This is a genomic window from Brevibacterium sp. S111, from assembly GCF_004745075.1.
Classification (GTDB): Bacteria; Actinomycetota; Actinomycetes; order Actinomycetales; family Brevibacteriaceae; genus Brevibacterium.
This window is the reverse complement of record NZ_RHFH01000003.1, coordinates 110148-132957: the sequence shown is the minus strand read 5'-3', so window position 1 is coordinate 132957 and position 22810 is coordinate 110148. Positions and strand designations below refer to the sequence as shown.

General features: G+C 65.6%; 16 protein-coding genes. 7 read left to right on the top strand and 9 right to left on the bottom strand.

What is annotated here, in order from left to right:
- Window positions 1-8 precede the first annotated feature (8 nt).
- From EB836_RS04810 to EB836_RS04800, 3 genes are all read left to right on the top strand, one after another.
- The gene (locus EB836_RS04810; RefSeq protein ID WP_135538100.1) at window positions 9-2681 is read left to right on the top strand and encodes a bifunctional GNAT family N-acetyltransferase/acetate--CoA ligase family protein; all 2673 of its coding nucleotides are present in this window, start codon (window positions 9-11) and stop codon (window positions 2679-2681) included.
- A gap of 272 nt (window positions 2682-2953) precedes the next feature.
- Window positions 2954-3508 (top strand): TetR/AcrR family transcriptional regulator, encoded by a 555-nt coding sequence (locus tag EB836_RS04805; RefSeq protein ID WP_135538098.1) that lies wholly within the window; start codon window positions 2954-2956, stop codon window positions 3506-3508.
- Window positions 3509-3656: 148 nt separating this feature from the next.
- On the top strand, window positions 3657-6449 hold the full coding sequence (locus tag EB836_RS04800; RefSeq protein WP_135538096.1) for a DNA topoisomerase IV subunit A: 2793 nt from the start codon (window positions 3657-3659) through the stop codon (window positions 6447-6449).
- Between the two features lie 23 nt (window positions 6450-6472).
- Here the strand turns inward: EB836_RS04800 and EB836_RS04795 are convergent, their stop codons facing one another.
- Window positions 6473-8224, bottom strand: coding sequence for an adenylate/guanylate cyclase domain-containing protein (locus EB836_RS04795; protein WP_240689605.1), 1752 nt, complete (start codon window positions 8222-8224; stop codon window positions 6473-6475).
- Window positions 8224-9096 (bottom strand): biotin--[acetyl-CoA-carboxylase] ligase, encoded by an 873-nt coding sequence (locus EB836_RS04790; RefSeq protein WP_135538094.1) that lies wholly within the window; start codon window positions 9094-9096, stop codon window positions 8224-8226. The genes EB836_RS04795 and EB836_RS04790 overlap by 1 nt, the downstream gene beginning before the upstream one ends.
- A gap of 67 nt (window positions 9097-9163) precedes the next feature.
- Between EB836_RS04790 and EB836_RS04785 the strand changes: the two genes are divergently transcribed.
- The gene (locus EB836_RS04785; protein ID WP_135538092.1) at window positions 9164-10744 is read left to right on the top strand and encodes an acyl-CoA carboxylase subunit beta; all 1581 of its coding nucleotides are present in this window, start codon (window positions 9164-9166) and stop codon (window positions 10742-10744) included.
- Window positions 10741-11154, top strand: a complete 414-nt coding sequence (locus EB836_RS04780) for a hypothetical protein (protein WP_240689604.1) — start codon at window positions 10741-10743, stop codon at window positions 11152-11154. The genes EB836_RS04785 and EB836_RS04780 overlap by 4 nt, the downstream gene beginning before the upstream one ends.
- Before the next feature lie 211 nt (window positions 11155-11365).
- On the opposite strand, the gene EB836_RS04775 is transcribed toward EB836_RS04780, so the two are convergent.
- The 4 genes from EB836_RS04775 to EB836_RS04760 all read right to left on the bottom strand — a co-directional run bounded on the left by EB836_RS04775 (window position 11366) and on the right by EB836_RS04760 (window position 16256).
- The gene (locus tag EB836_RS04775) at window positions 11366-13159 is read right to left on the bottom strand and encodes an MDR family MFS transporter (protein ID WP_135538090.1); all 1794 of its coding nucleotides are present in this window, start codon (window positions 13157-13159) and stop codon (window positions 11366-11368) included.
- Complete coding sequence (locus EB836_RS04770) at window positions 13156-13863, bottom strand: TetR/AcrR family transcriptional regulator (RefSeq protein ID WP_135538088.1); 708 nt, start codon at window positions 13861-13863, stop codon at window positions 13156-13158. Before EB836_RS04770 ends, EB836_RS04775 begins: the two co-directional genes overlap by 4 nt.
- A 210-nt stretch (window positions 13864-14073) precedes the next feature.
- Window positions 14074-14871, bottom strand: a complete 798-nt coding sequence (locus EB836_RS04765; RefSeq protein WP_135538086.1) for a nitrilase-related carbon-nitrogen hydrolase — start codon at window positions 14869-14871, stop codon at window positions 14074-14076.
- A gap of 188 nt (window positions 14872-15059) precedes the next feature.
- The gene (locus EB836_RS04760) at window positions 15060-16256 is read right to left on the bottom strand and encodes an MFS transporter (RefSeq protein WP_135538084.1); all 1197 of its coding nucleotides are present in this window, start codon (window positions 16254-16256) and stop codon (window positions 15060-15062) included.
- A 119-nt stretch (window positions 16257-16375) separates the two neighbouring features.
- Here EB836_RS04760 and EB836_RS04755 point away from each other — a divergent pair, with 119 nt between their 5' ends.
- Both EB836_RS04755 and EB836_RS04750 read left to right on the top strand, forming a co-directional pair.
- Window positions 16376-18052, top strand: a complete 1677-nt coding sequence (locus EB836_RS04755) for a DUF885 domain-containing protein (protein WP_135538082.1) — start codon at window positions 16376-16378, stop codon at window positions 18050-18052.
- 11 nt (window positions 18053-18063) lie between these two features.
- The gene (locus EB836_RS04750; protein WP_135538080.1) at window positions 18064-18783 is read left to right on the top strand and encodes a GntR family transcriptional regulator; all 720 of its coding nucleotides are present in this window, start codon (window positions 18064-18066) and stop codon (window positions 18781-18783) included.
- A gap of 67 nt (window positions 18784-18850) precedes the next feature.
- Here the strand turns inward: EB836_RS04750 and EB836_RS04745 are convergent, their stop codons facing one another.
- From EB836_RS04745 to EB836_RS04735, 3 genes are all read right to left on the bottom strand, one after another.
- Window positions 18851-19588 (bottom strand): aspartate/glutamate racemase family protein, encoded by a 738-nt coding sequence (locus EB836_RS04745; RefSeq protein WP_135538079.1) that lies wholly within the window; start codon window positions 19586-19588, stop codon window positions 18851-18853.
- Between the two features lie 10 nt (window positions 19589-19598).
- The gene (locus tag EB836_RS04740) at window positions 19599-21116 is read right to left on the bottom strand and encodes an NCS1 family nucleobase:cation symporter-1 (protein WP_135538077.1); all 1518 of its coding nucleotides are present in this window, start codon (window positions 21114-21116) and stop codon (window positions 19599-19601) included.
- Window positions 21117-21313: 197 nt separating this feature from the next.
- Window positions 21314-22801 (bottom strand): MFS transporter, encoded by a 1488-nt coding sequence (locus EB836_RS04735; protein WP_240689603.1) that lies wholly within the window; start codon window positions 22799-22801, stop codon window positions 21314-21316.
- Window positions 22802-22810: the final 9 nt, after the last annotated feature.

The window sequence follows — 22810 nt, the reverse complement described above, 5'->3', positions numbered from 1 at the left end:
CTGGGAACATGGAAAACTATCCTGCCGGGTGGGAAGCCGATGTCGTCCTCCGCGACGGCGGCACCGCCCATCTGCGTCCGATCACTCCCGCTGATGCCGATGCCCTGTCCCGGATGCATGAGGCCCAGTCGCCGGAGTCCGTGTATCTGCGCTTCTTCGCCCCGCTGCCGCGGCTGCCGCAGCGCGACCTCGACCGGTTCGTCAACGTCGACCATCACGATCGTGTCGCTCTGATCATGCTCATCGGCGATGACATCATCGGCGTGGGCCGGTTCGACAAGATCTCCGACACCGACGCCGAGGTGGCCTTCAACATCGCCGACGCCCACCAGGGACGCGGCATCGGCTCGATCCTCCTCGAGCACCTCGCCGCGGCCGCGCGTGAGGCGGGGATCCAGAGGTTCACCGCCGAGGTGCTGCCTCAGAACCGCTCGATGCTTCAGGTCTTCCAGGCCGCCGGCTACGAGGTCTCCCGCGGCTTCGACGACGGCGTCGTGGCCGTGAACTTCGACATCGACCCGACGGCGCGTTCGATCGAGGTCCAGGCCTCCCGCGAACACAGGGCCGAGGCCCTGAGCGTGCGCACGGTCCTCCACCCCACCTCGGTGGTGGTCATCGGCGCCAGCCGGAAGCGCAACTCCACCGGTCATCTGCTCATCCGCAACATCACGGCCGCAAAATTCGCCGGCGACCTCTGGGTCGTCCATCCCGAGGCCGATCAGATCGCCGGAGTCCAGGCCTACCCGAGCCTGGAGAATCTGCCCGGCAAGGCCGACCTCGCCGTCATCGCCGTTCCGGCCGATTCCGTCACCGAGGTGGTCAAGGACTGTGCCGTGCACGGGGTCAAGGCCGTGCTCGTCATCTCCTCCGGCTTCGCCGAAACCGGCCCCGAGGGCGCCGAGCTGCAGCGGCGGATGGTCGCGACCTCGCGCGCCTACGGCATGCGGGTGGTCGGGCCGAACTCCTTCGGCCTGGTCAATGAGGCCGAAGACATCTCCCTCAATGCCTCGCTCGCACCGTTCCTGCCCGCTTCGGGCACACTCGGACTGTTCAGCCAGTCGGGGGCCTTGGGCACCGCGCTGCTGGCGGCGGCGAAGAACCGCGGCCTGGGCATCTCCACCTTCGTGTCCGCAGGCAACCGGGCCGACCTGTCGGGCAACGACCTGCTCCAGTACTGGGAGGAGGACCCGGCCACGCAGACCGTCGGCCTCTATCTCGAATCGATCGGCAATCCGCGCAAGTTCTCGCGCATCGCCCGCCGGGTCTCGCGCGTCAAACCGGTCATCGTCATCAAGTCCGACCTCACTGGGCGAGAGCTGCCGCCCGGGCATATCGTGCGCACCTCCTCCCTGGCCCCGAACACGCTCGATCAGGTGCTCGAACAGGCGGGCGTGATCCGCGCCGACACCGTCCACCGCCTCTTCGACCTCGCTCAGGTCTTCTCCTCGCAGAAGCTGCCCGCCGGCCGCCGGGTCGGTGTGATCGGCAACTCCGCGGCGATGGGCACGCTGATCATGCAACGGGCCCGATCCGAGGGTCTGCGCGTCGACACGGACCCGGTCTCCCTGCACCCGGAGGTCGATACGCAGACCTTCCGCGCAGAACTCGATGCGATGTACGACCGCGACGACGTCGATTCGGTCATCGTCACGTTCACCCCGTCGGCGGGGGCCGAGGAAGCGGAGATCGCCGCGCTGCTGTCCGAATCGGCTGCGAGGTCGGGCAAGACCACGGTCGCGTGCTTCCTCGGCATCCAGGGCGTCCACGACGAACTCACCACTTTCCTCACCGATGACGAGGGCAACCGCGTCTCCCACACCGTGCCCAGCTACATCGGTCCCGAGGACGCGGTGTGGGCGCTGGCCCGGGCGACGGACTATGCCCGCTGGCGGGCCGCCGATCACGGCACGTACGTCGAACTCGATGACATCGATGACAAGAAGGTGCGTTCGATCATCGACTCGGCGCTCGACGGCGCCAAGCCGGGCGCTCCGGTACGGCTCGAACGCGATGACACCCGCGCCCTGCTCAACGCCTACGGCATCGAGGTGCTGCCCTATATTGCGGCGTCCTCGGTCGAAGAGGGGCTCGCCGCGGCGGAGACCATCGGCTATCCCGTTGCCCTCAAGGCGGTGACGAAGATGCTGCGGCACCGGATGGAGCTCGGCGGTGTGCGGTTGAACATCGACTCTCCGGAAGAGCTCGCCGAGGATTTCGCCGCCGTCCAGGACACCATCCGTCAGCTCACCGATGAGGACGAACCGCTCGTCGACGTGCAGGCGATGGCCCCACACGGTGTGCCCTGCGTGATCCGAGCCGGAGAGGACCCGCTGCTCGGTCCGTTGCTGGCCTTCTCTCTGGCCGGCGACTCCACGGAGCTCCTCGGAGACGTCGAGCACCGGGTCGCCCCGATCACGGACAAAGAGGCCGAGGACATGATCCGCTCGATCAAGTCCTCCCCACGCCTGTTCGGCTACCGGGGCCTGCCGCCGATGAACATCGAACCTCTGCGCACGGTGATCGAGAGGCTCTCGGTGCTGGTGGAGAATCACCCGCAGATCCTCGAGCTCGTCATCCACCCCGTGGTCGCCACGGAAACCGAGTCCCACGTGCTCAGCGCCCACGTCGATCTGCTGCCGGATCCCACCCGCATCGACGGGACTCGACGGCTCCTCAGCTGAGCCCGAAACGGCGGCGAAAACTGAACGCGGAATCTGCGCCGGCCCGAGACCGGCTCCGAATTTTGGGAACCGACTCTCAGATTGGCGAGTCCTATACCAATTCGCAGACTTGACGGGTAGTGTCTGTATCCATTCGACACGAATAGTTATGAATTCGTGTTTTCCATGAGTGGCCGCTCCGGCGGCCACCATCTGTGGTCAGCATCCTGACCATTCACCGTCCACGGCACCGGCGACCTGCGGATGTCCCACGAGAGCGAGGCCTCACAGTCATGATTTCGCGCAGAGACGTCGTCACCGACTCCGCGATCGCCGTAGTCGCCGAACAAGGTGTCCGCGGACTCACCCACCGAGCAGTCGACGCATTGGCAGAGCTGCCGGTCGGATCGACCTCGAATGTCTACCGCACCCGGGACGCCCTGATCACCGGAATCATGGAACGCATCGGGGAACTGAACTCCCAGCAGCTCGAACGCATTCCCGAGCTGATGCGCTCTCCGGACGCCGATCCGATCGAGGTCGCCATCGATTTCTGCATGAACTGGCTGACCACCGACCGCAACCGCTTCTACACGATGATGATGCTCAGCCTCGATCCGGCGCTGCCGCCGGAGGCCGTGATCGCCAAGGAGAAGAACCTCCGCGCGATCCAGGACTTCATCATGCGCTTCGCGGGAATCGACGCCGAATACGCGCGGCGGGTCAACAGCTCGGTCGCGGGCATGATGCTCAGCGAACTCGTTGCCGGAACCGCTGAACGCTCCCACGTCGAGGCCTACCTCAAGGACTTCTTCGTCTGGCTTCGCTCAACGCGCGAAGAAGCCTGAACTTCCGACACGAAACCTCCGGGAACTCCCGATTGAACCGGAGAACGCAAATCGAACGCTAGAATCGACAGGTGCACGCCCACGCTGAGGCACGGCTTCGGAGCGGGCAGGCGTCCGAATCGAACAGTTCGTGTGTCAAAGGAGTTCCATGCCCGAAGGCAGAGTCATCGATGTCGACGTCTCCTCAGAGATGGAGAGCTCGTACCTCGAGTATGCGTATTCGGTCATCTACTCACGCGCACTGCCTGATGCTCGTGACGGCCTCAAACCCGTGCAGCGTCGCATCGTCTACCAGATGGGCGATATGGGGCTGCGCCCGGAGCGCGGTCATGTGAAGTCCTCCCGCATCGTCGGCGATGTCATGGGCAAGCTCCACCCCCACGGCGATTCGGCGATCTATGACGCACTGGTGCGTCTGAGCCAGAGCTTCATCATGCGGGTGCCGCTGGTCGACGGGCACGGCAACTTCGGCTCCCTCGACGACGGTCCCGCCGCACCCCGCTACACCGAGGCCCGCCTGACCACAGCGTCGATGCAGATGATCGCCGGTCTCGACGAGGACGTCGTCGACTTCGTTCCGAACTACGACAACACGCTCACCCAGCCCGAAGTGCTGCCGAGCGCCTTCCCGAACCTGCTCATCAACGGGGCTTCGGGCATCGCCGTGGGCATGGCCACGAACATGGCCCCGCACAACCCCGGAGAGGTCATCGCCGCCTGTGCGCACCTCATCCGCAACCCAGAGGCCGGTCTGGCCGAGCTCATGCGCTTCATCCCCGGACCCGACCTGCCCACCGGAGGTCGGATCATCGGCCTCGACGGTGTGCGTGAGGCCTACGAGACGGGACGCGGCACCTTCCGGACCCGCGCCACCGTCTCGATCGAGAACATCAGCGCCCGCCGCAAGGGCATCGTCGTCACCGAACTGCCCTACCTCGTCGGCCCGGAGAAGGTGGTCTCGAAGGTCAAGGATGCCGTCGGTGCGAAGAAGCTGACGGGAATCGCTTCGATCGACGACTATTCCGATCGCAAGAACGGCATGCGTCTGGTCATCGGGATCAAGAACGGCTTCAACCCCGAGGCGGTGCTGGCCGAGCTCTACCGGCAGACTCCGCTCGAGGAGTCCTTCGGCATCAACAACGTCTGCCTCGTCGAAGGCCAGCCCTCGACGCTGGGGCTGCGGCAGCTGCTCACGGTCTACCTCAGCCACCGCATCGACGTCGTCCGTCGGCGCACGGTCTTCCAGCTGCGCAAGGCCAAGGACCGGCTCCACCTCGTTGAGGGTCTGCTCATCGCGATCCTCGACATCGACGAGGTCATCCAACTCATCCGCTCCTCCGATGATGCGGCCACGGCACGCACCCGGCTCATGGACGTCTTCGAGCTCTCCGAGCTGCAGGCGACCTACATCCTCGACCTGCAGCTGCGCCGGCTCACGAAGTTCTCCCGCCTCGAGCTCGAAGCCGAGCGGGACGAGCTGAAGAAGCGCATCGACTACCTCGAGTCGCTGCTGGCCGATGAGGCCAAGCTGCGCGAACTCGTCGCCACCGAGCTCGAAGCGACCGCTGAGATCATCGGGACGCCGCGGCGGACCGTCCTCATCGAGGGGTCGATGAAGGAGCTCACCGCCAAGGGCAGGAAGGCGCCGACGAACCTCAAGATCGCCGATTCCCCCTGCCGGGTGCTGCTGTCGACTTCCGGACGCATCGCGCGCACCTCGGATGCCGCACCCCTGGCGCGGGAGGGCCGACGCTCGAGCCATGATGCGCTGACCTCGGAGATCGTGACCACAACCCAGGGCAAAGTCGGTGCGGTGACCACGGCCGGACGCCTGCATATGGTCGATGTCGTCGACCTTCCGGCACTGCCTCCGGCCGCCGCGCGACCGAATGTCGCCGGTGGTGTGAAGATCGCCGAGTATGCGGCCCTGGAGAAGAACGAGAAGATCCTCGGGCTCATCGACCTCGATCGCGAGTTCGTCGTCGGCACCGCCCAGGGCGTGGTCAAGCGCGTGTCGGTGGCCGGACGACCGAACAAGAACGAGTGGGAGACGATCACTCTCAAAGGCAAGGACACCGTCGTCGGCGTCGCCCAGCCGGAGGACATCGATGATTCTCTGGCCGTGTTCGTGACCTCGAATGCTCAGCTGCTCGCCTTCGACGCCTCCGGGCTGCGGGCGCAGGGATGGAATGCTTCGGGCGTGGCCGGGATCAAGGTCGCAGCCGACGCCCGGGTGGTGTTCTTCGGGATGACGCCGAAGGCCGCGAAGACCGATGAAGACGGAGCTGCGGACGCCGAACTCGGCAGCTTCGCCGTCGTCACCATCGCCAGCGGGGAGAACTTCTACGGCGCCCCGTCCTCATCGATCAAGGTCAGTGAGTTCTCCGAGTTCCCGACGAAGGGCCGGGCCACCTCGGGTGTGCGGGCGCACAAGTTCCTCAAGGGAGAGACCGAGCTGTCTCTGGCATGGGTCGGGGATTCGCCGCAGGCCGCAGCCTCGGCCGGCGGTGCTCGCACGTTGCCCGCGGAACTGTCGCGGCGTGACGGCACGGGATCCCCGTTGGAGTCGAAGATCGACGTCATCGGCACTCTGCCCCGCCTCGGTGGGGCCGAGAGCATCGACCATTCCGCAGCAGACGCGGCGGAGGACGCCGAGACCGGTGGCCAGGCGACGACCGATACTGCAGAATCGACCGCCGAGGCGAGTTCCGGTTCTGCCCCGCGCGCCGGGAAGGCGAAGCCCGCAGGCAAGAAGTCCGGGGGCAAGAAGCCTGCGGGCAGGGGACAGCGTGGTCAGCAGGGATTGGCGACGAGTTTCGATGGGCTCGAACTCGATCTCGATGATGCGAAGGACGAGATCGCCCGGGCGAAGTTCGATGACGAGGACGCCGTCATCGTCTCCCACGACGATGAGGACGATGACGGCTCAGCACTGTTCTGAGTCCGTCGAACATCTCGGGGCGCTCAGCCCTCTCCCTCGTCGTCGAGATCGAGGCGCATCCGCGTCGCGGTGCCGCGCTTCATCTCACCGATCGAGGTCTCCCCGAGACCGTGGAGCGAGATCGAATCACGCGGTTCGTAGACATAGTCGTCGGAGGCCGAGAGCACCCGCGCCGTCTCTTCGTCGGTGAAGATCGTGCCGGGATCGGCGACGGCCGTCAGCCGTGCCGCGAGGTTGACGCTGGAACCGAAGATGTCGCCGAGGCGGGAGAGCACACGTCCCCAGACGAACCCGACCCGCGCCTGCGGCAGGTCTTCGGCCGCGGTGACCCGTTCCATGAGCGTCATCGCGATCTCGGCTCCGGCCAGCGGCGTCGAGGCGGCGAAGAACACCTCATCCCCGACGGTCTTGATGACGCGGCCGCCGCCGGTGGCGACGATGTTGTAGGCCATGCCCTGGAACTCCTGGACCATGTTCGCCAGCTGCCGCGGTTCCATCTTCTGCGAGAGACGGGTGAAGGAGACGAGGTCGATGAATCCGACGGCCCTGGCCAAGGGCATCGATGAGTCGTACCAGCCCTGACGGTTGTCCATGGCCAGCCCGTCGGAGACGTTGACGTTGAGTCGCCCCATGACATCGGCGAGGTTGCGTCGCCATGAATAGGTGAGCATCTTCTGCAGAGGGTCGATCATGTCCTCGACGACCTGCAGGGCATCACGTCGGGCTTCCGGATCGGTCAGTCCCTTCTCCTCGGTGAGGAACTCGACGAGCGTCTCCATCTGCCAGACGACGAGACGGTCCGTGGTCTGTCCGATCGCACGCGCCAGCGACAGCGCAGTGGTCTGGTCGATGAGGCCGTCGGCGACGGGCTTCGCCCAGATCCGCAGCGCATGAGCATCACTGACGGTGTAGGCCTTGTCCGATTCGTTCGCCTGAGACATGCCCAGCGCGCGCCACATCTTGCGTGCCGATACCGTCGAGATCCCGCCGAGCTTCGCGGCCTCACGCCGGTCGAGGACGCGTTTGCCGTCGAGCAGGATCTCTTCGAGGCGTTCAGCCGCCGTCCGCGTCTCATAGATCGTGTCATCGAAGTCCGGAGCGTCGGCATCGACGTTGACCGATGCGCTCCCGTCGTCGTCCTCGACGGTCGGCATCGCCGAGGTCCGCGGGTCCTCCCGCAGTCCGCTGAAGAAGTCCTCCTCGTCGTCGGCCCGCGTGTTCGTCTCGCCTGCGCCCCGGCCTGCGGAGTCGCTTGCGTCGGTGGTCTCGATTCCGCGGACCAGATCGTCATCGCCGTATTCGATCCCCGGCACCGAGGCGGCTGCTGCACTGCCCTGCGGCCCCGAGTCGTCGGCCGAGTGAGTCGGCGGTCGGTCTTCGGTGATGACGGGAATCGAGTTCGGTTCGAACGGGGCTCCCGCCTCGCTGGCGGAATCGCTGGCGGAATCGGTGGCGGAATCGGCCTCGGCGCGGGTGCCGGATCGGTTCCCACTCTCGGTCGACGACGCAGGGGCTTCGTCCACCGGCACATCGGGGTCGGACTCTCCGGACTCGGCGGCACGGGGCTCTGCACTGGTCGAGTCGCTCGCGCCCGCTGCCGCCTCGTCGACATCAGCTTCCATGTCGGAAGGGCTCGCTGCGCGGTCCTCCGCCTGCCCTCCGGTGTTCTGCGACTGTGAGACTTCGTCCCGGCTGTCGGCGGCCCCGACTTCTGCGGTGCCGAGCTTTTCGGGGTCGACGATGTCGAAGCCGGCCGTGAAATCGGAGACCGCCATCACCGCTCGCCTTCGGTCGGAGCCGTCGGCGGTGCGACGGGACGCAGGTGGTGGACGTCGCCGGCGCTGACGGACACGCGGTCGTCGATGATGAGGTCAGCGTCGGAGTCGAGGCCGGTGGCGATGCCGATGAGGTCCGAGCCGTCGGGTTTCTCCACTCGGACTCGCGTCCCGAGCGTCACCATGTGCTCACGTACTCTCTGCGCCGCAGTGCTGGAACGGAAATCCGTCTCGCCATACTCAGCCAGCTCTCTCAAACAGGGAATCAAGGTGCTCAGAATTGAGACTAGCAACGCTTCATGATCAATTTCTGAACCGTGTCTGCCGGTTTCTATGGCGATCGAGCTCGCATCGGCACGCGGCAGGTCTGCCGGTTCCAATCGCGTGTTCAGCCCGATCCCCAGCACGATCTGCGGACCGCTGGCCAGGGGTTCGATGCGGGCGAGGATCCCGCACAGCTTCTTCCCTTCGGCGGTGAGCACATCATTGGGCCATTTGATGACGGCGGGCACCCCCACCTCGGCGACGGCAGAGCGCACGGCCTCTCCTGCGATGAGCGCAATCCAGCCCCAGCGGGTGAATCCGGCCGGGGGCGTGAGGAGGATCGACCAAGTCAGCGAGCGACGGGCAGGCACAGTCCAGGTGCGCCCGAGTCGACCATGCCCGGAGTTCTGGAAATCGGTGCCGCGGATGGTGAACTCGGCCAAGGGGGTGCCGTTCGCTGCGTTCTCGCGAACCAGCCGAGCGAGGTCGTCATTCGTCGACGGACAGTCATCGTCCCAGATCAGAGGCGGAAGCGAGAACCCACGGTCCGCCGCTGCGCGGAGCACGGAGTCGGCGTCGACGAGAAGAGGAAGGTGTTGGCTGTTCACCAGTCCACTCTAGATTCTTTTGGTGAGAGTGCACAATGATCGCCTCTTCCATCGTTATTGTGGAGGCATGACGGATACCCCACGGACTACAGCCGAACGCATCGACGCTTTCATCCAGCGCCGGGACGCGGCTCACACCGGCAACCAGCGCTCGGTGGACAATCAGCACAAGCGCGGCAAGCAGACCGCCCGTGAACGCATCGACGCTCTCCTCGATGACGATTCCTTCCAGGAGATCGACGAATTCGCCCGCCACCACAACCACCAGTTCGGGATGGAGAACAATCGTCCCGACGGTGACGGTGTGGTCTGCGGCCTGGGCACGATCGAAGGCAAGACCGTCGCGGTCTTCGCTCACGACTTCACGGTCCTCGGCGGGTCGCTCGCCGAAGCGAACGGACGCAAGATCGTCAAGGTGCAGAAGCTTGCGCTCAAGCTCGGCTGCCCGATCATCGGCATCAACGACTCCGGCGGCGCCCGGATCCAGGAAGGCGTCGGCTCGATCGCCCTCTTCGCCGAGATCTTCCGCCTCAACGTCGCCTCCTCCGGCGTCATCCCGCAGATCTCGCTGATCATGGGGCCCTCGGCCGGCGGTGCGGTCTACTCCCCCGCGCTCACCGACGTGACGATCATGGTCGATCAGATCAGCCACATGTACATCACCGGCCCCGACGTCATCAAGACCGTCACCGGTGAGTCGGTCGGCCACGAAGAGCTCGGCGGCGGCCGGACGAACAACACGGTCTCGGGCAATGCCCACTACCTCGCCAGCGATGAGGACGACGCACTCAACTATGTGCGCGATCTGCTCTCCTTCCTGCCGCAGAACAACCTCGATCCGGCCGATGCCGACGAGTTCGAATCCGATCTCACGCTCACGGCCGAAGACGAGGCGCTGGATACGCTGATGCCGGATTCTCCGTCGCAGCCCTACGACATCCTCGACGTCGTCACCGCTGTCCTCGACGACGGCGAGTTCCTGCAGGTCTCCGAACTCTTCGCTCCCAACGTCGTCACCGGCTTCGGCCGAGTCGAAGGGGTCAGTGTCGCCGTCATCGCCAACCAGCCGATGCAGCTGGCCGGAACCCTCGACATCGACGCTTCGGAGAAGGCCGCTCGCTTCGTGCGCCTGGCCGACGCTTTCAACATCCCGATCCTCACCTTCGTCGATGTGCCCGGGTTCCTGCCCGGAACCGACCAGGAGTACGGCGGCATCATCCGTCGGGGCGCGAAGCTCATCTACGCCTACGGTGAGGCCACGGTCCCGCTCGTCACGCTCATCACCCGCAAGGCCTACGGCGGTGCCTACTGCGTGATGGGTTCGAAACAGCTCGGTGCCGACATCAACCTCGCCTGGCCGAGCGCGCAGATCGCCGTGATGGGCGCCCAGGGTGCGGCGAACATCGTCTACCGACGCAAGCTCAAGGCCGTCGAAGAGGCCGGTGAGGACGTCGAGGCCGCACGCGCTGAACTCATCCAGGACTACGAGGATGCGCTGCTCAACCCGTACCTCGCCGCCGAAGAGGGGTACATCGACGCCGTCATCAAACCCAGCGAAACCCGCAACCGGATCGTGCGCTCCCTGCGGGCGCTGAAGAACAAGCATGTCGACGCCCCCGCGCGCAAGCACGGTAACATCCCACTATGAGCGAGGATGCACACACCGATTCCGCAGCCGTGCCCGAAGCGGACCACACCGCCGGGGCGAGCACTTCAACCGAAGCGGACCCCGCAGCTGGAGTGACCACCTCCATCGAAGCGGACCACACCGCCGAGGCGGTGGCGGAGTCTCCGGAGACGCTGCGGGTGCCCTCGGTCGAGAGTCGATCACGGGTGCATGCCGATGACGGAGAGCCGATCAGCGATGAGATGGCCAGCGCCGCGGCCGTAGCCGCCGTCGTCGCAATCCGCCAGGTGGCGACCGCCTACGCCGCGCAGCAGGCCGAAGCCGCAGCCGAATCCGAGACCCGCAAGGGCGACCTGGCAGGCTTCCGGGCTCCCCGCCGGAATGTGCGCAGACGTCTCCCCCAGACCTGGACCCAGAAACTGGGACGCTGACCTCTCGGCAGAACACGACTCGCCGCAGGAGCTCGCTGAGGGCGCCGACAGATCGACTGTCGGTGCCCTCAGTGTCTCCGCCGGCACCGCATCTCGGAACGAGCCTCGCCGAAAGGACCGCTGCGCGTCGAGCGGACCGGTTGCAACTGGTCCGCTCGACGCGCAGCGGTCCTTTCGGTGCCGCCGGTCGGCCAGGGCCGACACTCCGCGACTATCGCAGGCGGTACTGTTCCTTAGCCGGATCCGCGCCGGTCTCAGGTGCCACCCGGGTCGTGCCGGGCTCAGTCCCCAGCGCACCGGTGTCGGGTGCTACCCGGATCGTGCCGGTCTCGGCCCCGGGTGCGGGACGGGACTGCTCCTCGACCGAGATCGTGCTCAGTCGCTGCTGGCCCTGCGGCTCGGAGTCCCCACGTGCGGCTCCGCCCATGTCCTCTCCGTAGACGGCCTCACCGCGAGCGACCATCCCGGCGACATCGGAGAGTTTGAGCTGCGGGAGGAACCAGGCGAGGACGAAGGCGAGGAGGAAGACCGGAACCATGTACCAGAACGACGGCGCCAGCGCATCGGCATAGGCGTTGACGACGAGGTCGTGGATCGGACCGGGCAGGCTCGCCACCGACTCGGGCGTCAGCGAATCCGTCGTGGGAGCGCCCGCCGCGGCATTGGCCGCATCCGCCGGCAGGCCTGCCATCGCCTCGGCGATCTTGTCCGAGAGTCGGGAGGTGAAGATCGATCCGAACAGTGCCGTGCCGACCGACGCACCGATCTCCCGGAAGTAGTTGTTCGTCGAGGTGGCCGTGCCGACCATCGCCGGGGCGACGGAGTTCTGGATGATGAGGACGATGATCTGCATGACCAAGCCGAGTCCGAAGCCCATGGTGAAGATCATCGTGCCGACGAGGACCATCGAAGTGTCCGCGGTCATCGTCGTCATCCACGCGAGCCCGGCCCCGGCGATGAGGGTGCCCAGCAGCGGGTAGATCTTGTACTTGCCCGTCTTCGACACGATGATGCCCGAGACGATCGAGGTGAGCATGACGCCGGCCATCATCGGCAGCATGAGCAGCCCGGACCCGGTGACATCGGTGCCCGCAGCCATCTGCATGAACGTGGGCAGGAACGCCATCGCGGAGAACATCCCCAGGCCCAGCAGCAGACCGATCGTCGTGGAGAGCACGAAGGTCGGGTTCTTGAACAGCCGGATCGGGATGATCGGGTTCGACACCTTGGATTCGACGATGACGAAGATCACCGCGGCCACGATGGTGCCGATGATGAGGCCGATGATCGTCGGTGAGTCCCAGTCATAGTCGTGGCCGCCCCAGCTGGTGACGAGGATGAGCTGCGAGGTCGCGGCGATCATGAACACGATGCCGAGGACGTCGACCTTCTGGTCGGAGCGGTGGCTGGGCAGGCGCAGAGCGAAGAGTGCGATGAGGAAGGCGATGATGCCGATGGGCACATTGATCCAGAAGCACCAGCGCCAGTCCAAGTGCTGAGTGAAGAATCCGCCGAGCACCGGCCCGAGGACGCTGGAGAGCGCGAACAGGCCGCCGAGCGGGCCCATGTACTTTCCACGTTCGCTGGCGGGGATGATGTCGGCGATGATCGCCTGGGAGAGGATCATCAGTCCGCCGCCGCCCAGGCCCTGGAATCCGCGCCAGGCGATGAGCTCCCAGAAGGACTGGGACATGCCGGAGCCGAAGGAGCCGACGACGAAGATCGCGATGGCGACAAGGAAGATGATCTTGCGTCCCCACATGTCGCCGAACTTGCCGTAGAGCGGCATGACGATGGTCATCGCGAGCAGATAGATGGTGACCAGCCAGGCCTGATGTTCGACACCGTCGAGTTCGCCGACGATGGTCGGCATCGCTGTGGACACGATCGTCTGGTCGAGGGTGGCCAGGAACATCGCAGCCATGAGGGCTGCGAAGATGAGGACGATCGTCTTCTTCGTGAGGACGATCGGGGACTTCTCGGCCGGCTGCACGTTCGTGCTCATTCTTCGTCCTCCTTGAAGATCTCACGCAGTTCATCGAAGAGCCGGTCGACCACCGGGCCCGGATCCCCTTCGAGTCGGCGCATCCGCGTGAAGGTCGCCTTGAGCGCCATCATCGCCAGGGCGGCGACGGCTTCGGCTCTCACCGAGACGTCCTGGTCCTCGGTCTCCGAACAGGAGAAGATCGCGTCGGTGCCTGTGGATTCCGACGCCGAGGCGGTGCCGGGCCGGCCGTCGAGGCGACGTTGGATGATCCGTCGGAAGAGACGTTCGTTGTTGCCCATCCGCGCCATCTGCAGCTGCAGCAGCGAGGGGTCCTGTTTGAACATGAGATGGTACTGGTGCATCTCTTCGCGTTTGCTCATCCGAGTGGCGACGATGAAGGACAGCAGGTGTTCGAGATCGGCGACGAGACGGCCGTGGGGTCCGCCGGCTTCGAATTCCTCGATCGCCGGTTGGTCCTCTTCGTCGAACACGGTGTCGGCGCGACCGAGCAGGGCCTCTTCCTTCGACGAGTAGTAGTTGAAGAAGGTGCGCCGGGAGACTCCGCAGCGTTCGCAGATGTCTTCGACGGTGACGTTGTGATAGCCCTTTTCCAGGGCCAGATCGATCGCGGCACGGCGCAGGGCCTGGCCGCGTTCGCGCTTCTTGCGTTCACGCAGCCCTTCGGACGGTGCCGCTTCCTCTTTGTCGGAACTGAAACTCATGGTCCCAGTATTGCACTCAGTGCATTTTTGCCTCAAGTGCAACTACCGTGTTCTGAGGCACATTCCTATCGCTCCCGCAGCGAACCGGATTCAGTGCGCCGTCGACGAACGGGGACGCCGCTGAATCCGGTCGGGCCATTCGGTCATCGAGTTGAGCCTCGGGGACGGGCCGAAACCGTCAGCGGATGAGCTGCACGGTCGACATGCGCATCAGTAGCCGAGCTTCGCGTTGGCCAGCACAGGGACCGTCTCGGCGGCGGAGTCCGCGGCACTGAGGTCGAGGTCGACGATCTCGAGGCCTTCGGCCCCGTCGAGGGAGACCAGCACCTTGCCCAAGGGGTCGGACACGAGGCTGTGCCCGACACCGGTCGGCCCCTTCTTCGGCACCTCGACTCCGGTGACTTCGGGATCGGCCTGGCCGAGGGCGGCGATGAACATATTCGAGTCCAAGGCCCTGGCCCGGGCGAGGATCTCCCACTGTTCGACCTTGCGCGGACCGGCGCCCCAGGAAGCGGCGACAAGCGCGAGGCGGGCACCGCGTCGGCTGAGTTCGGCGAAGAGTTTGGGGAAGCGGATGTCATAGCACAGGGCCAGCCCGATGTCTTCGCCGTCGATGTCGATGACGACCGGCTCCTCTCCGGCCTCGACGGTGTCCGACTCCTTGAAGCCGAAGGCGTCGTAGAGATGGATCTTCGCGTAGTCACGGCGTTCGCCGCTCGGTGCGTACACGGCCAGCAGATTGATGACCTTGTCCGCGGCCGTGGCGAATTCGCCGACGATGACGGTGATGCCGGAATCGACGGCGAGTTCCTGCAGCGCTGTCCGCCAGGTTTCGGAGTTCTCCTCGGCGATGGCGCGCAGTCCCGACCCGAAGGCCGACATCGTGGCTTCGGGGAAGACGATGAACCGGGCGCCCGCAGCGGCCGCCTCATGCGCATAGGTGCGAACCTTCTCGAGGTTGTCGGACACCGAGGTGGTCGAGTTGATCTGAGCGAGAGCGAACTTCATTCTCATCCTCCGGAAACGGGCGTGCGAAGGAGGGTGCGCCCTCCCTGCGGTTCACTCTCAGGCTATCTCCTCCCTCGCGCCGGCGGAACCGTGCGGAGCTCACCTGGCCGTCGGAACAGCCCAACCATGCGGAGCCACCTGGCTGCCGACGCAGCCCGGAACGGGGTCCCGGTGGCGGCATGTGCCTGTCAGGCGAGGAATTCCCGGCCCGGTCGACCGCCTCGGCGACGTCCGTGGACCCACACGTAGACGACGATGGCCGCGACGACGAGTCCCGCGCAGACGAGGAACATGCCATTGCCTCCGGTCAGCGGATAGAGGAAACCGAGGACCACCGGGCCGATGCCCGAGCCCGCGTCGAGGAGGAGGAAGAACGACGCGGTGGCCACGGGGACCCTGCTCATCGGCACGGATTTGACCGTGATCGCCTGCATGCACGGCATGAGCGAACCGAAGCCGAATCCGATGAGCACACCGGCGAGGACGATTCCCGGCATCGTCGGCCACAGGGCCAGGAGGAGATTGCCGGCGATATCGCAGATGAAGACGGGGAAGATCACCGCATTGTCGCCGAAGGCGTCCTGCATCCGGCCGACGAACAGGCGGGCGACCAGTGAGGCCGCAGCGAAGGCGACGAAGAACAGCGAAGCCGCCGCAGCGACTCCGTGTTCGGCCGCGTACCCGGCGAGGAAGACGAGCGCCGCGGCGTACGCGGTTCCGGCCAGCAGCATCACCGAACCGATGCGCAGACCGTCCCGGTCGACGAGCGTGCCGAGGGTGAGCTGCCATTTCGTCCGGCGCTGATAGTCGCTGAGCTCCTGGACCGGCAGGCGGATGAGCACACAGGAGATGAGAGCGAACACGGACATGATCGCCGAGGCGATGAAGAGCATCGCGAAGTCGAATTCGCGGGGGATGATCACCCCCAGGTACGGACCGAGGGCCGTCGACAGAGTCGTCGCGGTCCCGAAGTACCCGGTCCCCTCACCTCGCCGAGAGGCGGGGATGATGCTCTGGATGGCGGTCATGATCGCGGTGTTCCCGGCTCCGAAGGCGATGCCGTGGACAATGCGGAGGACGAGCAGGAGTGTGAGACCGTCGGCGGCCATATACGCCAGCGAGGCGAGGACCGAGACCGCCATGGTGATGATGAGCAGAGTGCGACGGCCGATGAAGTCGAGATACTTGCCCGTGAGCACACGGGCGACCACGGCACCGAGGACGAACGATGAGGACGCGAAGCCGGCGGCAGCCTCCCCGGCGGAGAACCGGGCGACGGCGTATCCGGCCATGGACGTCATGAGCAGGTAGAACACCATCGACATCGACAGATTGAGACCGATCCCGACGATGAAGTCCTTCGTCCACAGCTTCGCTCGTGCCACGGGAGTTCGGCCTCTCTTTCTGCTGTGCGTCGGGACCTTAGATACACTAGCGGGTTCGAGAGCACGACAGTGCTCGGGTCCACCGCGGATGTGACTCAGCTCGCGATAGGGTGGAGGACATGACCCAGAAGAGAACCCCGTCCGCCGTCGACGCGGTCGCCGAAGCCTACGTCGATGACATGCTCGCCCTCTCCCCGTCCCTGGCCCTCTACCTCGGGCTCGACGGCAAGCAGGGACTCGATGACTTCTCCCCCGCCGGGCTCGCCGCGCTCAATGATGTCACCGTCGCGACCCTGGCCCGACTCGATGAGGCCGCGGCCGAATCCGAGCTCGACGAGGTCGATCTCGTGACCATCGATGCCATGCGAGATCGCCTCGGTGTCGACCGGGACTGCTACGAAGCCGGACTCAAGCACTCCAGCCTCAACGTCATCGAATCCCCACTCCAGCAGGTCCGCGACGTCTTCGACCTCATGCCCACCGACACCGTCGCCGACTGGCAGACCATCGCGACCACGCTGGCCGCGGTGCCCTCCTCGCTCGCCGGCTATCAGGAGTCGCTGGCGATGGCACGCGAGGACGGTCAGGTCGCCGCTCGGATACAGATCGAGAAGGTCATCGAACAGGCTCGTGCCCTCGCTGAGCCCGGCAGCAGCTTCGACCGCCTCGCCACCGGCGCAGGCGATGTCCCCGAGACTCTGCATGGCGAGCTGAAGTCCCACGCCGAGGCGGCCCGCGAAGCCGCCGCCGGTCTTGCCGACTTCCTCGGTGAGCAGCTGCTGCCCGCCGGCGGAGAGAATGAAGCCTGCGGACGCGAAGCCTATGCGCTGGACTCCCGGGACTTCCTCGGCGCCGAAGTCGACTTCGACGAGACCTACGCCTGGGGGCTCGAAGAGCTCGCCCGCATCGATGCCGAACAGCGCGAGATCGCTGCGAAGATCCTGCCCGGCGCAGACCTGTTCGAGGTCATGGAGGAGCTGAACAGAGATCCCGACCGCACCCTGAAGGGCGCCGATGCTCTGCGCGAGTGGATGCAGGGGGTGGCCGACGAAGCGATCACCGCACTCGGCAAGTCCCATTTCGACATTCCCGAACCCGTGCGCACGATCGAATGCATGATCGCACCGTCAGCCACCGGCGGCATCTACTACACGGGCCCGACCGATGACTTCTCCCGACCCGGCCGCATGTGGTGGTCGGTGCCCGAAGGCGTCACGGAGTTCGCCACCTGGCAGGAGAAGACGACCGTCTATCACGAAGGTGTGCCCGGCCATCACCTGCAGGTCGGCCAGGCCACGTACGTCTCTGACACCCTCAACCGCTGGCGCAGGCTCATGTGCTGGGTGTCCGGTCACGGTGAGGGCTGGGCACTGTACGCGGAGAAGCTCATGGCCGATCTCGGTTTCCTCGACGATCCCGGCGACTATCTCGGCATGCTCGATTCGCAGCGTCTGCGGGCGGCTCGCGTCGTTCTCGACATCGGCTTCCATCTCGGCCTCGAGGCCCCTTCCAGCCTCGGCGGGGGAATCTGGAACCGAGAGAAGGCCTGGCAGTTCCTCACCGACAATGTCGCCATGGACCGGTCCTTCCTCGCCTTCGAACTCGACCGCTACCTCGGTTGGCCCGGTCAGGCTCCGAGCTATAAGATCGGTCAGCGGCTGTGGGAGCAGTACCGGGACGAGGCGAAGACCGCCGCCGGTGCTGACTTCGACCTCAAGGAGTTCCACACTCGTGCGCTGGGTCTCGGTTCGGTCGGCCTCGACGCTCTCGGCCGTGCGATGAAGCGCACGCAGTGAGAAGAGGTGAGATGACGTCTGCTGAAACTCCGCGTTCGGAGACCGTGCGGGTCACCGAGGTGCTGCGCAATGAGATCATCGACGGCGACCGGGCACCGGGTGAGAAGCTCGTCGAACGCAATCTCGCGACCGAGCTCGGTGTCTCACGCGTACCGGTCCGAGAGGCGCTGAAGAAGCTCGCCTCCGAAGGGCTCGTGACGAATCGGCCGAACACGTGGTCGACGGTCCGGGAGTTCTCCCCCAGCGACATCGCCGATCTCAACGAGGTGCGCACGGTATTCGACGTGCTCTCCTTCGAGCTCGCCGCCCAGAGGCACACTCGCCAGGGTCTGGCACGGCTCGAGGCGACGATGCTCAAAGGCCGTGAGCTCTCGGACGCCGGCGACGTCGTCGGAGCCCACCGGTGCGCCGCGGAATTCCATGCCATCGTCGTCGAACTCTCCGGCAATGAGCTGCTGGCAGAGATCGGCACCCTGCTCGATTCGCGGATGCGCTGGCAGCTGAGCCAGCATGACGACCTGGACGTCGTGGCCACCGAGCATGCTGAACTCTTCGACGCAATCGCCCGTCGGGATCAGGAGCTCGCCGGCGCGCTGGCGGCCCGCCACCTGGGCACGAGCCAGGAGCAGCACGACAAGAAGTCGAAACGGCTGGCCCAGGCCGGCCACTCAGCTGACGGTTCTCCGGCCGATCCCTCCGCCGCACCGCAGGAGTCGGACCCGACCGACTGAGCGGCCGAGGTCAGTCAGGAGACCGTTGCCGAACAGGCGGCCGGGGTCGCTGAGAGGCCGAGGGCGTTCAGGAGGCCGAGGGCGTTTCAGGGAACGGCCAACCGCTCAGGCGCTTCTTCCGGGCCGGGGCATAGGTGCGCACCTTCGAGGTGCTCAGACCGAGACCGACGAGAGATTCGGCCAGACGCACGGCCGCGGCGACGCCGTCGACGACGGGGACTGCACAGCGTTCGCGGATCGTCTCGCCGAGGTCGGCCATGCCGCCGCAGCCGAGCACGATGGTCTCGGCACGATCCTTCTCGACCGCCGCGGCGGCCTGATCGACGATCGCGGAGACCGCAGCATCGGGATTCTCCTCGAGCTCGAGCACGGCCATCCCCGAAGCCCGCACGGACACGCAGTGCGCATCGAGCCCGGCCAGCAGCAGCCGATCCTCGATGAGCGGGACGGTTCGATCGAGCGACGTGACCACGGAGAAGCGGTGGCCGAGGAACAGCGCCAGAGCCGCCCCCGCCTCGGTGATGTCGATGACGGGCACGTCGAGGAGCTCCTGCAGACCCTCCCTTCCGTGCTCTCCGTACCCGGCTTGGATCACGGCATCGAACTGGCCGGAGTATTTGAGCACGGCATCCATGACGCCGAGGGCGGCAAGATAGCTCTCGACGTTGCCCTCGCAGGATTCCGCCCCGAATTCGGGGGTCAGGCCGATGATCTCCGTGCCTGCCGAAGCGGCCTGCCGGGCCGCCTCGGCGATGCCTTCGGTCATGGTCTGCGTCGTATTCACGTTGACGACGAGGATTCTCATGGCGCTCCGATCAGTGCTGGGTGGGGACGGCGATCTCCTCACCGTCGACCTCACGGAAGGTGAAGTCGCGGCGGGCGATGACGAAGTAGATGAGGGCGGCGATCGCGGCGCCGGAGAACCACGAGAACTCCGAGAATCCGGCGAAGGCGGGCACGAGGGCGAAGACCAGTGAGATCACAGAGGCCGGGATGAACGCGCCGATGGCTCGCCAGTTGACGCCGCGATGGTAGAAGTACTCACCGTCCTTGGCTTCCGTGTACAGCTGCGGGACATTGACCTTGGTCTTGCGGATGACCCAGTAGTCGACCATGATCACGCCGAACAGGGGTCCCAGCAGCGCCCCGAGCCCGCCGAGGAAGTAGACGATGACCACCGGTGAGTTGTAGAGGTTCCACGGCAGGATGACGAATCCGATGATCGCGGAGATGATCGCCGCGCTGCGGAAATTGAGGTGGCGCGGGAAGAGATTCGTCAGTGCGTAGGTCGGGGCGACGAAGTTCGCCATGAGGTTGACGGCGACCGTGAGCAGCAGCAGCGACAGAGAGGCGAGGGCGAGCAGAACGGGGTTGCCGATCGACTGGACGATATCGGCCGGTGAGGTGATGACGGTGCCGTCGATCTTGTACTGGGCTCCGGCGAGCGAGATGACGACGAGACCGAAGACGAGCATGTTCACCGGGATGCCCCAGAAGTTGCCGACGACGATCGACCCCTTCTTCTTCGCGGCCCGGGTGAAGTCGGAGAAGTTGAGCACGAAGGTGCCGTAGATGGCCACCCACAGGGAGCCGCCGCCGAGGATGTGCATCCACATCGGCCACCCGGACAGGGCGTCATCGGTCGACCAGGCGATGGAGAAGTCGACGCGCACGAGCATCCAGATCGCCAGGGCGAGGAAGGTGACGAGGATGATGGGTCCGGCGATGGCTTCGTAGCGACGGATCATCTCCATGCCGTAGCTGACGATGATGACCTGGACGATCCACAGCAGGGAGAAGGAGAACCAGCCCAGGCCCGACAGACCGAGGAACTCGGCATCGGCCCACGGCTGCAGGCCCGGGATGATCGTGAGCAGCAGAACGTTGAGCACGCTCGAGGCCAGATAGGTCTGGATGCCGAACCAGGCGATGGCGACGATTCCGCGCACCGAGGCGGCCAGCTGCGCGCCGTGGACGCCGAAGGAGATCCGGCTCATCACCGGATAGGGCACGCCCGTCTTGTATCCCATGAACCCGGAGAGGGTGAGCAGGAAGAACAGCAGTGCGGCACCGACGAGCAGAGCCACGAGGATCTGCCAGGCACCGAGGCCGAGGGCGAAGAGTCCGAGCGCGAAGCCGTAGTTGCCGAGCGAGTGGACGTCGTTGGCCCACAGGCTGAAGACGCTGTACGCCGTCCAGCTGCGCCCTTCCTTCCGCGCCGGAGCAAGGTCGGCATTGTAGAACCGAGGGCTGATCCCATGCGCTGTCAGCTGTTCGGGGCTGGGCCCCAGGCGTGCGGGCTTTGCCGCCTCCGCCGTCTCGGTTTTCCTCATGCGTCCACTCCTCGGTTCCAACGCACCCCACGCTGGGATACCAAAAGTGGGAACACAGCGCTGTAGTGCCGAAATCTGACTCGTTCAGCGTAACCTGGCTCACACGCGATTGGCAATGCAGATCACAAAGAGAAGTGTGCCGCCGAGGCAAACGGGAATGGCATACCATTCATTTCCCTCGGCGGCGCGGACTGGCTTCAGGCTTCGTCTTCGACGTCCTTGGCCGTCGGGTCCCAGGCGACGACGCCGACGGCGATCGCACCGGCCAGCGGGGCACAGGCGACGATCCAGAACACGCCGGTGCCCAGCGAAGCGGCGAGGATCGGGAACATGATGAGCGAGACGATCGAGAAGGCACGCAGCACGGACTGGTTGAAGCCGATGCCGATTCCTCGCAGCCGCGTCGGATACGACAGCGTCGCGTAGTTCATGAGGTTCGCTCCCGGACCGCCGGCCTGAGCGAAGACGAAGGCCGAGAGCATGGCGACGGCGACGATGACCAGTGCCCCGTTCGGGATGCCGACGATCGCCAGCAGCCCGAGCGATGCCGCCTGGATGATGAATCCGACGAGAGTGATCCTGCGGGTGCCGAAGCGGTTGACGATGCTCATCCCCAGCAGACCGCCGATCGTGCCGAAGCCGAGGTTGATGATCAGCGAGGAGATGATCGTGATCAGCGGCGTCTGATGGAAGAGCGTGGTGATGATGAGCGGGGTGCCGTAGGCGACGGCGTTGTAGCCGAACGTCGAGAACACGGACACGCAGAGGGCGACTATGGTGCGCACACGGTAGCGAGGAGAGAAGAGTTCGGCGAAGCCGCTCCACCGTCCGCCCTTGACTGTGTCGGTCGAGGTCGAGGTCGCGGCCTCGCGATCCTCGGCGGGAGCGAGCTCGACATTGAGGTTGTGGTGGCTGCGCATGACTTCGACTGCTCCGCGCAGATCCCCCTGATTGGCCAGCCATTCGGGCGATTCGGCCAGGTAGCGGCGACGGACGAGGAGCACGATGAGGGCCGGTACGGCACCGAAGCCGACGACGATGCGCCACAGGATCGCGTGCTGGTCGTACGGCAGGGTGATGAAGATGATGAGCACGACGAGATAGCCGACGCCGGTGGCGAAGTACCAGGCCGGAGACCAGGCGTTGACGCGCTGTGAGCGGTTGCCTTTGCCCTTGAGTTTGGAGAATTCGGCGAGGAAGGCCATCGCCACCGGCAGGTCGAGTCCGACGCCGATTCCCATGACGAAGCGGAAGGCGATGAGCACCCACTCGTTCGGCGCCAGCGCGCAGCCGATTGCCGCGACGACGAAGAAGACCATATCGGCCATGAACAGTTTGTAGCGTCCGAACCGGTCGACGAGGTATCCGCCGAAGAGCGCGCCGATGACAGCACCGACCATGATCGAGGCATTGACGAGACCTGTCATGAAGCCGCTGAGACCGAACTGCTCTTGGATCGCGGTGATCCCGAAGGCCAGGGAGGAGAAGTCGTAGGCGTCCATGAAGATGCCGCCGAGGGCGAGGATGATGACCGCCGTCGTCTTCGTGCCCTGGGACCCGAATTCGGCGAGGACCGAGTGGATGTCGGCGGCGGAGGCCACGATCCGCGGGGGCTGGGCGGCCGATGGCGCCGGAGCTGCTGATGCTGTCTGAGCCGCGTCGGCGGCGGGATCTGTCGAAGTCACAGTCGCCAA

Excerpts from the sequence above, each read along its gene's own strand:
- EB836_RS04810 (WP_135538100.1), top strand. The coding sequence starts at position 9 with ATGGAAAACTATCCTGCCGGGTGGGAAGCCGATGTCGTCCTCCGCGAC.
- EB836_RS04805 (WP_135538098.1), top strand. The coding sequence starts at position 2,954 with ATGATTTCGCGCAGAGACGTCGTCACCGACTCCGCGATCGCCGTAGTC.
- EB836_RS04800 (WP_135538096.1), top strand. The coding sequence starts at position 3,657 with ATGCCCGAAGGCAGAGTCATCGATGTCGACGTCTCCTCAGAGATGGAG.
- EB836_RS04795 (WP_240689605.1), bottom strand. The coding sequence starts at position 8,224 with ATGGCGGTCTCCGATTTCACGGCCGGCTTCGACATCGTCGACCCCGAA.
- EB836_RS04785 (WP_135538092.1), top strand. The coding sequence starts at position 9,164 with ATGACGGATACCCCACGGACTACAGCCGAACGCATCGACGCTTTCATC.
- EB836_RS04780 (WP_240689604.1), top strand. The coding sequence starts at position 10,741 with ATGAGCGAGGATGCACACACCGATTCCGCAGCCGTGCCCGAAGCGGAC.
- EB836_RS04775 (WP_135538090.1), bottom strand. The coding sequence starts at position 13,159 with ATGAGCACGAACGTGCAGCCGGCCGAGAAGTCCCCGATCGTCCTCACG.
- EB836_RS04770 (WP_135538088.1), bottom strand. The coding sequence starts at position 13,863 with ATGAGTTTCAGTTCCGACAAAGAGGAAGCGGCACCGTCCGAAGGGCTG.
- EB836_RS04765 (WP_135538086.1), bottom strand. The coding sequence starts at position 14,871 with ATGAAGTTCGCTCTCGCTCAGATCAACTCGACCACCTCGGTGTCCGAC.
- EB836_RS04755 (WP_135538082.1), top strand. The coding sequence starts at position 16,376 with ATGACCCAGAAGAGAACCCCGTCCGCCGTCGACGCGGTCGCCGAAGCC.
- EB836_RS04750 (WP_135538080.1), top strand. The coding sequence starts at position 18,064 with ATGACGTCTGCTGAAACTCCGCGTTCGGAGACCGTGCGGGTCACCGAG.
- EB836_RS04745 (WP_135538079.1), bottom strand. The coding sequence starts at position 19,588 with ATGAGAATCCTCGTCGTCAACGTGAATACGACGCAGACCATGACCGAA.
- EB836_RS04740 (WP_135538077.1), bottom strand. The coding sequence starts at position 21,116 with ATGAGGAAAACCGAGACGGCGGAGGCGGCAAAGCCCGCACGCCTGGGG.